This is a genomic window from Thermosipho sp. 1244, from assembly GCF_018588215.1.
Taxonomy (GTDB): Bacteria; Thermotogota; Thermotogae; order Thermotogales; family Fervidobacteriaceae; genus Thermosipho; species Thermosipho affectus.
Genome location: NZ_LNGA01000012.1, coordinates 138,372 through 153,206, shown reverse-complemented (window position 1 = coordinate 153,206; position 14,835 = coordinate 138,372). Strand labels below are relative to the sequence as shown.

Sequence of the window (14,835 nt, the reverse complement as noted above, 5' to 3'; positions counted from 1 at the left end):
TTATATGGTTAAAAAATAAAAAAAGTAAAAATTAAAGAAAAATTAATTTGTTAGGTTCTTTTCGAGTATAATAGAGTGTAGTTTGTGATATACTATAAATATGGAGGTGTGAGAATGAATAGAAACGAGGCGTTTGAATTATTAAAAGAACACATAAAAACAAAAAATCTTATAAAACATTGTATTGCCACAGAGGCGTTAATGCGAAAATTTGCAAAGCATTTTAACGAAGATGAAGAGGAGTGGGGAATTGCGGGACTTCTTCACGATTTAGATTATGAGTATACAAAAGATGATCCCGCACTTCACGGATTGAAAACAGTAGAAATATTGGGAGATAGTGTAAGTGATAATATAAAAAATGCAATTTTAGCACATTGTGGTAAAAAAAGAAGGGAAACACTTATGGAAAAGGTAATTTATGCGGCTGATCCAACCACTGGCTTTATCGTTGCATCAGCTCTTATTAGACCAGAAAAGAAGTTAGAGCCTGTGGATGTTAAATTTTTATTAAAAAGGTTTAAAGAAAAATCATTTGCAAAAGGAGCAAATAGGGAACAAATGAAAAGTTGTGAGGAATTTGGAATGGAACTTGAAGAATTTTTTGAAAAGTCTTTGGAAGCTATGAAAGAAATTTCCAAGGAGCTTGGTCTATGATTTTAAGAATAGTCTTGTGGACGCTTCCAGTTTTATTTATAAGTTTCGATTTAACTTTTAGCGATCTTTTTGTATTATTCCCTTTGTTTTTCTTTTTGGAATCTGCAGTTGATTTTAGTTTTGAGAAAGCTTTGAGATATGTTGTTTTTTTGAGTTTATATTCCTTTGTTGTATTTAAGGAGTTTGGAATAATTAGCATACTTATAATCTTTTTTATTTTGTTTTTGGAATCATTTAGGGATAATTTTTTGAAATTATGGGTGCTTTCGTTATTGGAGAGTGTTGTTTATTTTGGTATTAGAATTTTTGTTGAAAGGAATATAGTTTTTATTATTTCCATATTAATTGCTTTTGGTTTTAATTTTTATTTGTTAAAAAAGAAAATAATAGAGTATAGATAGGAGGTATTATTTATGAGGGTTACTTTCCCAGATGGCAGTATAAAAGAGTTTAATAGAGGTATTACACCAGGGGAGATAGCAAAGAATATTAGTGAGGGATTATTTAGAAACGCAGTGGGTGCGTTGGTTGATGGGAATTTGTGGGATTTGAATAGACCTATTGAATTTGATTGTGAATTGAAAATAATTACAAAAAAAGATAAAGAAGCACCTGAAATATACAGACATACAATGTCACATATTTTGGCACAAGCGGTTATGAGGATATACGGTGCCGAAAATGTGAGGTTGGGTATTGGTCCAACCATTGAAAATGGATTTTATTATGATTTTGATATTGTAAACGCTACTATTAAAGAAGAAGATTTGGAAAAAATTGAAAAAGAAATGAAGAAAATAATAAAAGAAGATTTGCTAATTGAAAGGTTTGAACTTCCAAAAGATGAGGCAATTAAATTAATGAAAAGTAAGGGACAAATCTACAAAGTAGAATTAATAAAGGAAATTGAGGATAAAAAGGTTAGTTTTTATAAGCAGGGGGAATTTGTTGATTTGTGTAGAGGGCCTCATTTGCCAAGGACGGGAATGATAAAGCATTTTAAATTGCTTTCAGTATCTGGTGCATATTGGAGAGGTAGTGAAAAAAATCCAATGCTCCAAAGGATATATGGAACATCTTTTGCTTCAAAAGAAGAACTTGATAATTACTTAAGAATGATTGAAGAAGCTAAAAAGAGAGATCACAGAAAACTGGGACCTAAATTGGGATTGTTTTTTATAAATAGTGAAGTTGCGGCTGGAATGCCCATCTTTTTGCCAAAAGGTGCAACTATTTTAAATGAGTTAATGAATTTTTCGCGAGAATTACATAAAAAATATGGTTATACTGAAGTGATAACTCCATTAGTTATGAATGTTAAGCTCTGGCATCAAAGTGGTCATTGGGATCACTATAAGGAAAATATGTATTTTACAGAAAAAGAAGAAATAGAATATGCAATAAAACCTATGAATTGTCCTGGACATATTTTGATTTACAAAAACAATGTAGTTTCTTATAGAGATTTACCTATTAGGTTATTTGAGTTTGGGAAGGTTCATAGATATGAAAGAAGTGGAGTATTGCACGGACTTTTAAGGGTAAGAGCATTTACTCAGGATGATGCACATATATTCTGTAGACAAGATCAAATAGAAGAAGAAGTTAGCAAAGTAGTTAAATTAATAGATGAATTGTACAAACCATTTGGATTTTCATATAGAGCAACTTTAAGTACAATGCCAGAAGATCACATGGGAGATGAGGAAACTTGGAATAAAGCAACTGATGCTTTGAAAAAAGTTTTAGAGGATATAAATCTTAACTTTGATATAGCAGAAGGTGAAGGTGCTTTTTACGGTCCAAAAGTTGATTTTCACGTAAAAGATTCCTTAGGAAGAGAGTGGCAATGTGCAACTATACAATTGGACTTTCAAATGCCTGAAAGGTTTGAAATTAGTTATGTTGATAAAGATGGCAGCGAGAAAAGACCTGTTATGATACATACTGCTAAATACGGTTCTTTGGAAAGATTTTTTGGAATATTAATTGAGCACTTTGCAGGTGCGTTTCCTTTGTGGCTCTCACCAATTCAAGTGATTATATTGCCGGTTTCCGATAAGTTTGTTGATTATGCAGAAGAAATTTATAAGATACTTGAAGATAATAATATTAGAGTATCATTAGATGATAGAAATGAGACTTTAGGTTACAAAATACGGGATGCTCAAATAAATAAAATACCATACATGATTATTGTAGGAGAAAAAGAGGTAGAAAGTGGTAAAATTAGTATTAGAAAAAGAGATGGAAGTGAGCAAAAAGATATATTAATAGGAGAATTTATTGAAGATTTAAAGAATATAATAAAAGATAGAAGGTGAGAATTTGATTAATGAGAAATTGTTAAAATATGTAGAGAAATATAAAAGTGAAATAGGTTTTAAAAAGGGAGAAAAAAGGGTAAATATATTTAAAGAAGAAGAATTTTTGAAAGTAGAAAAAGATAACAAAATGTTATTTGAAATTGTAGATGATGAAAATTATTATGAGTTAATTCCTATTGTTATGGAAAAGGTGTTGAAGGGACATTTAAATATATTAACAAAAGAAAAGGCAGAAGAGATTATTGTCAATTTATTGGTAAATATTATAGTTTTAAGTGAAGTAGAAGATGAAGAAGGTTTTAGCCATACGCAAAGAGTTTCAAAACTTGCGGGAAAATTTGGAAAATTTTTAGGAATGGATGAAAAAGAATTAAGAAAATTTGTAAGGCATGCTTATTTACATGATGTTGGGAAAATAAGCTTGGAACAGGTGATGCTGTATTCACCAACAAGAATAAGTCTTTTTGAAGAAAATTATCAAGATCACACTATAATGGGAAGTATTTTTCTTTCAATGTTTGACGTTTTGTGGGAATATATACCTACTGTTAGATATCATCACGAGCGATGGGACGGAAAAGGATTCCCTGATGGATTATCTGGTAAGCAGATACCATTTTACGCACGTGTTATTGCAATAATTGATTTTTTTGATGAGACAACTCATTTTATTTCGTCTGAATGGGAGGCTTCATTAAAGACACCAAAAGAAGCTTTGGAATTAATTAAAAAATTGTCTGGAAAATATTTTGATCCTGCTTTAGTTGAAAAATTTGAAGATTTTTTGAAAAGTGAGGGGGTGGTATAATTAGTCCAGTTGTATTTTGGATTGTATTGGGTCTGATTTTAATGGTAATGGAGATTTTAATACCAACATTTTTTATATTTTGGTTTGGAGTAGGGGCTTTAGCATCGTCTTTAGTTGCTTATTTTATTGGGAATACGATTTGGGAGCTTGTCGTGTTTATAGTAGTTTCTGGAGTATTGGTTGTTTTTACAAGGCCTCTTGTGGATAAGATAACGGGAGAACAAACAAGGAAAATAAATATTGATGATATTATTGGAAAGAAGGCTTTAGTTTTAGAAGATATTGATAATAAATCTGGTAAAGGGATTATTAAGGTTAATGGAGATACTTGGAGGGCTTTTTCAAAAGAAGATGAAATAATCGAAAAGGGAAAATATGTGAAAATTTTAAAGGTAGAAGGAACTCATTTGGTTGTGACAAAACTGGAAAATGAGGGGGGAGATTGATGTACTTGTTATTTTTGATTTTTATATTTTTCTTGTTTATAGTAGCTTTATCTGGTATAAAGATTGTTAGGCCATATGAAAGAGGATTAGTGGAAAGATTGGGAAAATTTAAAAAAGAATTAAGAGCGGGTATACATTTTATAATTCCATTTTTTGATAGGATGATAAAGGTAGATTTAAGGGAACACGTAATTGATGTACCACCCCAAGAGGTTATTACAAAGGATAATGTGGTTGTAACGGTAGATGCGGTTATATATTACGAAATCACCGATGCATACAAGGCAGTTTATAACGTAAGTAATTTTGAATTTGCGACTATAAAACTTGCGCAAACTAATTTAAGAAACGTTATTGGTGAGTTAGAATTGGATCAGACTTTAACTTCAAGAGAACGAATTAACACAAAACTTCGTACAGTACTTGATGAGGCAACGGATAAATGGGGAATTCGTATTACAAGAGTAGAAATAAAGAAAATAGATCCACCAAAAGATATTATGGAAGCAATGAGCAAACAAATGAAAGCTGAAAGGACTAAGAGGGCTGCAATTCTTGAAGCAGAAGGAATAAGACAGTCTGAAATTTTAAAAGCAGAAGGTCAAAAACAAGCGGCAATTTTAAAGTCAGAAGGTGAGGCAGAAGCTATTAAGAAAGTAGCAGAAGCAAATAAATATAAATTAATTGCTGAAGCACAAGGGCAAGGAGAAGCTATAATGTACATTTTTAAATCTATACATGAAGGGAAACCAACAAATGATGTTATAGCAATTAGATATCTTGAAACGTTAAAAGAAGTTGCAAATGGTAATGCTACTAAAATATTCTTACCAGTAGAAGTTTCGGGAATTTTGGGAAGTATAGGTGCTATTTCTGAAATGTTTAAAAATGGCGGTGAAGGCAGTAATGGTTGATGCATTCTTGATTTCTTTGATCTCAGGAGCCTTGGGGCTCCTGATTTCTGTTTTGACTGTGTTTTTTATAGTTATTTCGAATTCGTTTTTTAAATATAGCACGTTTAGATTATTTAATGAGATAATGGTTCTTGGATTTGGAATCCTTGGATGGTATTTTATACCATCTGGAATATTGTGCTTTTTGTTTTTTTTACTTATTTCCACTTTATATCAAATATATAGAATTATACGTGAAATTTACTCTATTGATGTTAGGTTTAGAATATTAGTACTTGCACTTGGAAAAGACAGATTTGAATATTCGCTTTTTTCCATTAAAAGAGTCCGTAAAAGGATTATAGGGAGCTTTTTTAAGCTTTTGGTGATTTTAATAGCTTCATATGCCATTTCTCAGTCCTTGCATGCTATGTTGGTAGGTGTTATATCTTTATTAGTTGGAGTGATTTTGATTTTTCTAAAATTGGACTGAGAAAGGGGATAATTGTGAAAAAAATTAGGGCAGAAGCTTTAGTTTTTTTAGGAATTTTAATATTACTCTTTATATTTGTAAACTCCTACATGGGAGTTTCTAATTTTTTTAAAACGTTAATGCTTACTGCACATGATTTGTTAATAAATACTGTCTTTTTTATAATGTCAATTGCTGTAATAACGGGCGCTTTTTCCGGGCTTTTGTTTGAATTTGGAGTTGCAGATTTAATTGATGTACTTTTAAAGCCTTTTATAAAACCTCTTTACAATCTTCCTGGAGTTGCTGCAATGGGTATTTTAACAACTTACTTTTCAGATAACCCTGCTATTATAGCTCTTGCTAAAGATAAAAGATTTATGAAAAATTTTGAGAAATGGCAACAGCCTCTTTTGTGTAACCTTGGCACATCGTTTGGGATGGGATTAATTGTTTCAACTTTTATGGTAGCTCAGGGTGTACGTATGGGGATTAATCTTTTTCCTGCAGTCTTAATTGGGAATATAGGTGCTTTAGTTGGTAGTGTTACAAGTGTAAGGATATTTTCTTTTTATACAAAGAGGGAATTGGGTAATTCCTCAAATGAAAAATTTGTTTCTGAAAAATACTATAGTAGCTCAAGACATGGTAGTATTATGGAAAGATTTTTGGAAGCACTCCTTGATGGGGGAAAAAGTGGTGTGGATATAGGAATTGGAATTATACCTGGAGTGCTTGTGATAAGTACTTTTGTTATGATCATAACCTTTGGCCCAAAAGATCCAAGCATAGGGTACCAAGGTCTTGCATATGAAGGAATACCCATTTTACCTTATATTGGTAAGAAGATATTTGTTATCTTGAAATGGCTTTTTGGTTTTTCAAGTCCAGAATTAATTGCCTTTCCATTAACATCTCTTGGTTCTACAGGAGCAGCGTTGGCACTTATACCTAAGTTTATTGATATGAATATTGTAACGCCAAATGATATTGCCGTTTTTACCGCTATGGGGATGACTTGGAGTGGATATCTAAGTACACATATTGCTATGATGGATGAATTAGGATACAGGCACCTTACTGGAAAAGCTATTCTTTCGCATACTGTTGGGGGATTAGTTGCTGGGATAGTAGCACATTTAATATATTTGTTCATGTAACCTCACTCCTGAATTGTAACCTTTTGTAGTGAAATGTTAAAATAATAAACGTTTTAATGTAGCATTAATTGTTTTATTATTTATTTAGATTTTAACAGGAAGGGAGTGGGGTAAGTGACTAAAGAATTGATTAATAAAAAGTTAAAAAAACTTGCAGAAAACTTTGGAACACCTGTTTTAGTAATGGATCTAGATGTGATTAAGGAAAATTACGAAAAATTAGTTAAAAATGTTAAAAACTCTAGAATTTACTATGCTGTTAAAGCCAACTCCCATGTAGAAATTCTAAAGCTTTTAAGAGATTTAGGTAGCTATTTTGATGTGGCGTCTAAACCTGAGATAGAAAAATTACTGTCTTTAGGTGTGGAACCATATAGAATGAGTTTTGGAAATACTATTAAAAAAGCATCAGATATTGTTTTTGCATATGAAAATGGAATAAGAATGTTTGCGGTAGATAGTGAAATGGAACTTGAAAAAATAGCAAGTAATGCGCCAAGTTCAGATATATACGTTAGAATAAGTACTAATGGTATGGAAGATGATGCAGATTGGCCACTTACAAGAAAGTTTGGAACAAGCGTTGATCATGCAATAAAGTTAGTAAAATATGCAAGTAAGTTAGGGTTAAATCCCATTGGAGTTAGTTTTCACGTGGGTTCCCAAAACTATAGACCTGATAATTGGCAAGTGGCTATTAGAGAAGTATCCGTAATATTTGAAGAGGCAAAAAGAATGGGAATAGATATGTATATGGTAAACACCGGTGGGGGAATGCCGGTGAAGTATTCAAAAGAGATACCGCTAATTGAAGAAATTTGTGACGTTATAAATAAATCAATTGTTGAATATATAGGGGAAGACACTTTAGTAGTTTTAGAACCGGGACGTTCTATGGTCGGGAATGCTGGAGCAATGGTAACCAGTGTGATACTTAGGAGTAAAAAAGGAGACGAAAATTGGGTTTATACAGACGCAGGGGTTTTTCATGGTTTAACTGAAACAATTCAAAATATAAAGTATGAAGTTGAAGTTATAGGAAAGGAAAGAGAGAGTAAGTGTTCTTTTGTCCTTGCAGGACCTACTTGCGACAGTGTAGATGTAATGTACTATGATATAGAACTTCCTGAAAGTACTACTATGGATGATTTGTTAGTATTGTACAATACAGGGGCATATACAACAGAATACAGCACAAATTTCAATGGAATACAATCGCCGAAAATAGTTTTTGAAAAGTTGTTTGTTAAAGAAGAAATGGTAGAAGAAGTGTGATATAATAATATGTGGTTGAGCCGAGGTGGCGGAATTGGCAGACGCGCATGACTCAGGATCATGTGGGTTCTCCCGTGCGGGTTCAAATCCCGCCCTCGGCACCAGTCCCGGGTTTCCGGGATTTTTTGTATTTGAAAAAATAGAAAGGTGGAAGATGTGGAAGTAGTGAATTTTTCACAATTGAAATTAACTATTGGAAAGGAAGAAGAAGTAAGAAAAAAAATAGTAAAAAGTATAAATGACGGTCAGAAGACTTTTGTTGTTACTTTGAATGCCTCTATACTTTTGCGTACATTAAAGGATAGTTATTATAGAAAAATAGTCGAAAAAGCAAATTATATTATACCAGACGGTTCTGGAATAGTATGGGCATTAAAGAGAAATAGAAATATCTTAACGGATAGAATTACCGGTATAGATACAATGTTGTATTTGTGTAGAAAAGCAAAAGAGTACAATTGGAAAGTATATTTGCTTGGTTCGAGAACAAAGGTTGTGGAAGAAGCGGCAAAAAGACTAAGAGAGGAAGGAGTAAATATCGTTGGGTATTATCATGGATATTTTTCCGAAAATGATTTTACACCGCTAGAAGAGATAGAAGCTTTAAAGCCAGAACTTTTGTTTGTAGGAATGGGTGTGCCAAAGCAGGAGGAGTGGATATATAATAATTTTTTTCTTCCTTTCAAGTTGGCCATGGGTGTTGGTGGAAGTTTTGATGTTATTTCTGGAACAAAAAAGAGAGCCCCCAGTTTTTTTCAAAAGATGAAATTGGAATGGTTTTATAGATGGTTACAATCACCTATAAAAAAACGACATATTCCTATTGAGATTATAAAATACACATTTTTAGTATTAAGAGGAAAGATAAGATGAAAGAAAATGTTATAAGAGAATACATTAAAAGAATTGTTAATGCGCCGTTTAATCTTACTGCGATAAAGGATGAAAATCTTGCCTATTACCTGCTTGCGCTAGATAGTTTAATTCCTTTAGAGAAAATTAAATTAGAAGGGAATTTTTTAGATGTTGGAACTGGTGGGGGAGTTCCAGGAGTTTTTATCGGTATTGCATTTAAACACATGAAAGGACTATTAGTTGATGCTTCTAGGAAAAAGGTTGATTATATCAGAAATACCTGTAGAATGCTTGGGATAAATAATTTGGAATTTTTACATGGAAGAATTGAAGAACAAAAAAATTTGAAAGGAACTTTTGATAACGTTTTTTCAAGAGCAGTTGCGGAGTTGAGGATTATTTTAGAACTTACCGTACCATTTGCGAAAGTTGGTGGAAGAGTTTTTTTGTATAAAGGTAGAGAATATCTTAAAGAATTAGAGAATGCAAAGAATGCAATTGAGGTTTTAAAGGTAGAATTGACTGAAATTGTTGAATATAAAATTTTGAATAGGAATAGGGTTTTACTTATTTTTGAAAAGAAGGAAAGTGTGAACAAGTTTCCAAGAAGGTATAATAAAATTTTAAAGAATCCTTTGTAGGGAGGATTGAATATGTACGATACAATTTCGGCAATTTCGTCACCTTATGGAACAGGGGCTATATCTATTATAAGGATAGATGGTCCAAAAAGTTATGAAATTGTGAAGAAACTTACGGATTTAGATGAAATAAAACATAGAAGGGTTTATAGTACCTACATATATCTTGAAAATGAAGTTATTGATCAAGTTAATGTTGTATTTTTTAAATCACCAAAAAGTTATACGGGAAATGATTTAGTTGAAATATATGCCCACGGTGGAATTATTGTTACTCGTAAAATATTGGAAACTATTTTGTCGAGTGGAGCACGCCTTGCAGAACGTGGAGAGTTCACAAAGAGGGCATTTTTGAATGGAAAAATTTCGCTTGTTCAAGCAGAAGCCATATATCAAATAATAGAAGCAAAAAGCGAGATTTCATTAAAAATGTCTTTGCAAAATTTAAAGGGAGGGCTTAATGAAGAGATAGAATACTATCGTAGGGAGATTTTGAATATTTTATCTGAAATAGAAGTGACAGTTGATTATCCAGATGACATAGAAATTGATACGAAAAACATAGTAAAAGAGATTTTTAGAATAAAAAATGAAATAGATAACAAGGTAACAAATAGCAAAAAAGCTCTAATGTTAAACGATGGAATTGTTATGACGATTGTTGGAAAACCAAATTCTGGAAAGTCCACTTTATTAAATAGGTTGCTCTTAGAGGATAGGGCGATTGTTACCGATATCCCAGGAACTACACGAGATGTGATAAAAGGTGAAATCGATATTAATGGTGTGAGATTTATCATTGTAGATACAGCTGGTATTAGAGAGACAGAAGATATCGTGGAAAAAATTGGAATTGATAGAAGTTTAAGGGAAATGAAAAAAGCTGATATAGTACTTTTCGTATTAGATGCTAGTACCGGATTTACGAAAGAAGATGAGTTCATATTAAAAGAGATAGAAAATAATAATTTTATTCCTATTTGGAATAAATGTGATAGTAGTTTGAAAATTAACAAGAAATTTGAAGACGAAGTGAAAATAAGTGCTCTTACTGGAGAAGGATTAAGAAATCTTGAAAATAAAATAATGTCAAAAGTAAAAGATATAGTGGAAAGTGGTACTTCATCGCATATAACAACTCAAAGACAAGTAGAAATATTGGAAAGAGTTAATTTATATCTGGAACGTGCGGTTAAAAGTTTAGAAGAAGGTTTTGAATTGGATATTATATCTTTTGATTTAAGAAAGGCTTTAGAAGAACTTGATACATTACTAGGAAAAAGGTTTACGGATGATTTGTTGGATAATATTTTTTCAAATTTCTGTGTTGGAAAATAAAAAAACACGGGCCTTTTTTTGGCCCGCTCAAAGCTGTGGGGGGTGTATCTCAAGGGGGATAGGGGGTTTCTCTAATTAAAATAATACACGAGTTATGTTACAAAGTTAGTCAGACCAAAGTTTCTATTATGAACCATTTGTGTTAATAATTAATTAAAACTTTTGCTTTTAATAATATTTAAATGTTTTTTCCCGCTTTTGCATATATTTTGACTTAGTTTGTGTAATTTTGGTTCGTAATTAATTATGAATTTATCTACTTCCCGTATCTTTTGGTGCAATACTTTTTATCCATTTTACGTAATCTGGATAATTCCTGGTTTGTATATATACATTACCAGGGCCTTCAAAATCGACTACTAGTCCTTCTCCACCAAAGATTGTGGATTTGATTCCACCAAAAGTTCTAACAGAGTATTTTACAGTTTCATCAAATGCAACAACATGTCCAGTATCAACGGTTAGTTTTTCTCCTGGTTGAAGTGTGATTTTAAATATAGCACCAAAAGAAGAAATTGCCACTTTACCAATGCCAGATAATTTTAATAAAAAGAACCCTTCACCTGAAAAAAATGTTTTAAATCCTCCAAATTTTGTATCTAAATCGATATTTTCTTCTGATGCTAAATATGAAGTTGATTGTAAAAACACTGTTCCATTTAGATCAATTACATCAATATCTCCAGGGAGTCTAGGAGCAAATGATATAGTACTTTTATTTTTTGCAGTATATTTGTTCAAAAATATATGTTCTCCTCCTAGGAAAGCCCTTTTTAAGGCTTTGAAAACTCCACCTGTTGTCGTTTTTATGTCCACATTTCCGGAAATAGAAACCATTGCACCTGATTCCCCTATAACTGTTTCTCCTGGATCTAAATGCGCAAAAAGTATAGCATAGGATCCTTTAAATTCAACCTTAAATTCCATTTTAACCCTCCTTTAATTTAAAATCAAATATTTTATGTTAATATTTATTACGAGGTGGGAGTATGAAAAAACTATTTTTTTCGATTATAATTATATCATTTTTGGTATTTGATTTTTTTGTTATTTATTCAGAATTTAATTATTTCCCGTTATTTGAGAAGGAAATAGAGGTAAGTTTTGAAAGTTGGAAAGATTTAAAAAATTTTTTTGATGAAATAGGATACACTTCTTTGAAAAATCCTCCAAGAGTTTATTTGAAATCATTCCCAAAAGATTTAAAAGATGCACCGGTAGATGTACGAAAAGAGCTTTTTGTAAAAATAATGTTGCCGATAATAAGAAAGGTAAATAGTGAAATTCTAGCTGAAAGAGAGAAAATCATTATTTTGAAAAAAAAAGAGGACTTGGGTAAATTGAGAAAATTTATGAAAAAGTACTATGCAAAATCATATGATGAATTATTGATAAAGGTGGATAAAATTCCCGAGGATTTGGCAATTGCTCAGGCAGCTATTGAATCTGCGTGGGGAACGAGTAAATTTGCCGTTTACGCAAATAATATTTTTGGCGAATGGACATACGAACCTGGTACTGGAATAGTGCCAGACGAAAGGCCAGATGGTGAAATATACGAGATAGAATATTTTAGAACTTTAGAAGATTCTGTGAGAAGTTATGCTTTAAATTTGAACAGATTACCGTATTATAAAAAATTCAGACTAATACGTGCGGGAATAGAAAAAGGCCATCCTGCAGATGGCCTAGTGTATTATTCTCAAATGAGGGAAAAATACGTAGAAATAGTAAAAACTGTGATAAAGCATCTTCCAAAATTATAAAACAAATATATTTTCACTTCTAAAGTTTTTGAGTATATTCTTTGTGTCGAATACAAATGGAACATTCTCAATAATTAGGTTATAGTCTACTCCTAAAGTATGTCCGGTAGTAACTATAGCACCATCAAAGTTTTTTAAATTATCTTTGCTGAGTTTAATTGATTTATATTTTTTACCATTTAATTCAAATTCAGGTATAAATGGGTCGAAATAATAGATATTTGTCTTTTTTCTTTCAAGTATTTCAATTACTTTTAGGGCAGGACTTTCTCTCATGTCGTCTATATTTCCTTTGTAAGCAACTCCAAGTACTAAAATATTACTACCGTTAAATGGTTTTTTGAATTCATTTAAAATATCTCCAAGCCTTTGTACAACGTAATATGGCATTTCATCTGCGATTTGTCCTGCTTGTTCAACCAGCATTAGGTGTAGATCATATTCTCTTGCTTTATAGGATAAATAAAATGGATCAATTGGAATACAGTGACCACCTATTCCGGGGCCGGGGTAAAATGGCATATATCCAAAAGGTTTTGTGGCAGCTGCATTTATTACTTCCCAAATATTTACATTCATTTTTTCGGCAACTTTTGTCATTTCTTGTACAAGTGCAATATTTACCAATCTAAATGTATTTTCTAAAATTTTTGCCATTTCAGCTGCCTTGGGCGAACTTACCGGAAATACAGGAGCATCTAAGACGTTTTCATACAATGCTTTTGCATGTTTTGTACATTCTTTTGTGATGCCTCCGACTACTTTTGGAGTATTTCTTGTTTTATACCTAATATTTCCTGGATCTACCCTTTCAGGACTAAATGCTAGATAAAAATCACTTCCAATTTTTAAGCCTGTTTCTAGTAAAATAGGTAGAACTACTTCTTCCGTTGTTCCAGGATAAGTGGTGCTTTCAAGTATTATAAGCTGTTCTTTGTGAAGCCTTTTTGCGATATCTTTAGAAGTTTGAATAATGTATGAAAGATCAGGTTGCTTAAATTTATCTAAAGGAGTAGGCACACAAATACTCACAACGTCACATTTTGAAAGTTCATCAAAATTTGTTGTTGCACTGAGTATCTTTTTTGAAACTAATTCTTTTAGTTCTTCATCTTGAACATCACCTATATAATTTTGTCCTGAATTTACCATGTCTACCCTTTTTTGTTGTATGTCAAAACCGATAACTTTGTAACCCGCTCTTGCTTTTTCAACTGCAAGTGGTAGTCCAACGTATCCTAAGCCCATTACACCAATTAATGCTTTTTTTTCTATTATCTTGCTATATAATTTACTCATAGTTACACCTCCGTATATTCATTCATTGAGTGAATACATATACATTATATTATCTTATTTTGAGAATGTCAAGTGAATAGATGGTCATGATAGAAAGCGATACAATACTTGAAGAATTTTAGAACTTAGGATAGTTTTATTAATAACTTACTAAAACTACAGATTATGATTATGTGTGTAATTTTTTGAAAATTAAAAGTAAAAAGGTATGTTGTGTAATTTGATTTTTGGTATAATATAGATATGAAAAAAATTATATTGATAATAATTATTATTTCTACATTCATTTTTTCATTTTCTTTGGATGAAGTTCTAGTAGATGTTGAATCTGTAAATTATCGACTAGAGAATATTTTTTTATTTTCTGGAACTTTTTTATTAGATGATTATGTAAATAGTTTAGATTTATCAATGTTTAACAATGTTATTATTGAGAAAATAAACAGTATGGACGAATTGGATTTTTTGACGTTTTTGGGAATTACATCTTTTTTAGTTTGTTTTGATGATCCATATACTTCGTTTACAATGGTTGAAAGTGTTGGATTTACAAGTGTGATAACATATTCCTTAAAAATAATTATTGGTAGAGGAAGACCTAATAGTTATGAAGAACCATTTGTTTTTAATTTTTTTTCCTTTGAAGGTAAAAATCATTCGTTTCCTTCGGGACATAGCGCATTTGCATGGGCACTTTTTACGCCAATTGCTGAAAGATATGGTGACTTTTTTTATTTAGTACCCTTTTTGTTTTCTTTTTCACGGTTAGTTGGAAATTATCATTGGTTAAGTGATGTTGTTTTTGGGGCTTTAATAGGATATTCGATTGGTAAATCATTTTATATAACTTCCAGGTGAGAACCTGGAAGTTTTTTTATTTTAAGGTATAATTAGTTTG

At 31.6% G+C, this 14,835-nt stretch carries 16 protein-coding genes and 1 tRNA gene; 15 read left to right on the top strand and 2 right to left on the bottom strand.

Features of this window, described 5'->3' with window-relative positions:
* Positions 1–114: 114 nt before the first annotated feature.
* The 13 genes from AS157_RS02715 to mnmE all read left to right on the top strand — a co-directional run bounded on the left by AS157_RS02715 (position 115) and on the right by mnmE (position 10,872).
* Complete coding sequence (locus AS157_RS02715; RefSeq protein WP_077287824.1) at positions 115–657, top strand: HD domain-containing protein; 543 nt, start codon at positions 115–117, stop codon at positions 655–657.
* Entirely contained in the window at positions 654–1,058 is a 405-nt protein-coding gene (locus AS157_RS02710) for a hypothetical protein (RefSeq protein ID WP_077289775.1), read from the top strand. Before AS157_RS02715 ends, AS157_RS02710 begins: the two co-directional genes overlap by 4 nt.
* A 12-nt stretch (positions 1,059–1,070) precedes the next feature.
* Positions 1,071–2,981: a threonine--tRNA ligase gene (thrS, locus tag AS157_RS02705; protein WP_077289776.1), complete on the top strand. Its 1,911-nt coding sequence runs from the start codon at positions 1,071–1,073 to the stop codon at positions 2,979–2,981.
* 4 nt (positions 2,982–2,985) lie between these two features.
* On the top strand, positions 2,986–3,792 hold the full coding sequence (locus AS157_RS02700; protein WP_077289777.1) for an HD-GYP domain-containing protein: 807 nt from the start codon (positions 2,986–2,988) through the stop codon (positions 3,790–3,792).
* Between the two features lie 41 nt (positions 3,793–3,833).
* Positions 3,834–4,238 carry an NfeD family protein gene (locus tag AS157_RS02695; RefSeq protein ID WP_197023257.1) on the top strand — a complete coding sequence of 135 codons (405 nt, stop codon included), beginning with the start codon at positions 3,834–3,836 and terminating at the stop codon, positions 4,236–4,238.
* Positions 4,238–5,152, top strand: coding sequence for an SPFH domain-containing protein (locus AS157_RS02690; RefSeq protein WP_077289779.1), 915 nt, complete (start codon positions 4,238–4,240; stop codon positions 5,150–5,152). Before AS157_RS02695 ends, AS157_RS02690 begins: the two co-directional genes overlap by 1 nt.
* The gene (locus AS157_RS02685; protein WP_077289780.1) at positions 5,145–5,624 is read left to right on the top strand and encodes a hypothetical protein; all 480 of its coding nucleotides are present in this window, start codon (positions 5,145–5,147) and stop codon (positions 5,622–5,624) included. Before AS157_RS02690 ends, AS157_RS02685 begins: the two co-directional genes overlap by 8 nt.
* 14 nt (positions 5,625–5,638) lie before the next feature.
* Entirely contained in the window at positions 5,639–6,763 is a 1,125-nt protein-coding gene (locus tag AS157_RS02680; RefSeq protein ID WP_077289781.1) for a CD0519/CD1768 family membrane protein, read from the top strand.
* A gap of 114 nt (positions 6,764–6,877) precedes the next feature.
* Positions 6,878–8,038: a type III PLP-dependent enzyme gene (locus tag AS157_RS02675; protein ID WP_077289782.1), complete on the top strand. Its 1,161-nt coding sequence runs from the start codon at positions 6,878–6,880 to the stop codon at positions 8,036–8,038.
* Between the two features lie 19 nt (positions 8,039–8,057).
* Positions 8,058–8,142: transfer RNA gene (locus AS157_RS02670), tRNA-Leu, on the top strand.
* Positions 8,143–8,194: 52 nt separating this feature from the next.
* Positions 8,195–8,911, top strand: coding sequence for a WecB/TagA/CpsF family glycosyltransferase (locus AS157_RS02665; protein ID WP_077198578.1), 717 nt, complete (start codon positions 8,195–8,197; stop codon positions 8,909–8,911).
* Entirely contained in the window at positions 8,908–9,534 is a 627-nt protein-coding gene (gene rsmG, locus AS157_RS02660) for a 16S rRNA (guanine(527)-N(7))-methyltransferase RsmG (RefSeq protein WP_077289783.1), read from the top strand. The genes AS157_RS02665 and rsmG overlap by 4 nt, the downstream gene beginning before the upstream one ends.
* Before the next feature lie 12 nt (positions 9,535–9,546).
* Positions 9,547–10,872, top strand: coding sequence for a tRNA uridine-5-carboxymethylaminomethyl(34) synthesis GTPase MnmE (gene mnmE, locus AS157_RS02655; RefSeq protein WP_077289784.1), 1,326 nt, complete (start codon positions 9,547–9,549; stop codon positions 10,870–10,872).
* A 252-nt stretch (positions 10,873–11,124) separates the two neighbouring features.
* Here mnmE and AS157_RS02650 read toward each other — a convergent pair whose 3' ends face one another.
* Positions 11,125–11,799: a TIGR00266 family protein gene (locus tag AS157_RS02650; protein WP_077289785.1), complete on the bottom strand. Its 675-nt coding sequence runs from the start codon at positions 11,797–11,799 to the stop codon at positions 11,125–11,127.
* A 62-nt stretch (positions 11,800–11,861) separates the two neighbouring features.
* Between AS157_RS02650 and AS157_RS02645 the strand changes: the two genes are divergently transcribed.
* On the top strand, positions 11,862–12,638 hold the full coding sequence (locus AS157_RS02645; RefSeq protein ID WP_077289786.1) for a glucosaminidase domain-containing protein: 777 nt from the start codon (positions 11,862–11,864) through the stop codon (positions 12,636–12,638).
* Here the strand turns inward: AS157_RS02645 and AS157_RS02640 are convergent.
* Positions 12,633–13,937: a nucleotide sugar dehydrogenase gene (locus tag AS157_RS02640; RefSeq protein WP_077289787.1), complete on the bottom strand. Its 1,305-nt coding sequence runs from the start codon at positions 13,935–13,937 to the stop codon at positions 12,633–12,635. The two genes, AS157_RS02645 and AS157_RS02640, sit on opposite strands and share 6 nt — an antisense overlap.
* Before the next feature lie 243 nt (positions 13,938–14,180).
* Between AS157_RS02640 and AS157_RS02635 the strand changes: the two genes are divergently transcribed.
* The gene (locus AS157_RS02635) at positions 14,181–14,795 is read left to right on the top strand and encodes a phosphatase PAP2 family protein (RefSeq protein WP_077289788.1); all 615 of its coding nucleotides are present in this window, start codon (positions 14,181–14,183) and stop codon (positions 14,793–14,795) included.
* Positions 14,796–14,835: the final 40 nt, after the last annotated feature.

Excerpts from the sequence above, each read along its gene's own strand:
- AS157_RS02715 (WP_077287824.1), top strand. The coding sequence starts at position 115 with ATGAATAGAAACGAGGCGTTTGAATTATTAAAAGAACACATAAAAACA.
- AS157_RS02710 (WP_077289775.1), top strand. The coding sequence starts at position 654 with ATGATTTTAAGAATAGTCTTGTGGACGCTTCCAGTTTTATTTATAAGT.
- thrS (WP_077289776.1), top strand. The coding sequence starts at position 1,071 with ATGAGGGTTACTTTCCCAGATGGCAGTATAAAAGAGTTTAATAGAGGT.
- AS157_RS02695 (WP_197023257.1), top strand. The coding sequence starts at position 3,834 with ATGGTAATGGAGATTTTAATACCAACATTTTTTATATTTTGGTTTGGA.
- AS157_RS02690 (WP_077289779.1), top strand. The coding sequence starts at position 4,238 with ATGTACTTGTTATTTTTGATTTTTATATTTTTCTTGTTTATAGTAGCT.
- AS157_RS02685 (WP_077289780.1), top strand. The coding sequence starts at position 5,145 with ATGGTTGATGCATTCTTGATTTCTTTGATCTCAGGAGCCTTGGGGCTC.
- rsmG (WP_077289783.1), top strand. The coding sequence starts at position 8,908 with ATGAAAGAAAATGTTATAAGAGAATACATTAAAAGAATTGTTAATGCG.
- mnmE (WP_077289784.1), top strand. The coding sequence starts at position 9,547 with ATGTACGATACAATTTCGGCAATTTCGTCACCTTATGGAACAGGGGCT.
- AS157_RS02650 (WP_077289785.1), bottom strand. The coding sequence starts at position 11,799 with ATGGAATTTAAGGTTGAATTTAAAGGATCCTATGCTATACTTTTTGCG.
- AS157_RS02645 (WP_077289786.1), top strand. The coding sequence starts at position 11,862 with ATGAAAAAACTATTTTTTTCGATTATAATTATATCATTTTTGGTATTT.
- AS157_RS02640 (WP_077289787.1), bottom strand. The coding sequence starts at position 13,937 with ATGAGTAAATTATATAGCAAGATAATAGAAAAAAAAGCATTAATTGGT.
- AS157_RS02635 (WP_077289788.1), top strand. The coding sequence starts at position 14,181 with ATGAAAAAAATTATATTGATAATAATTATTATTTCTACATTCATTTTT.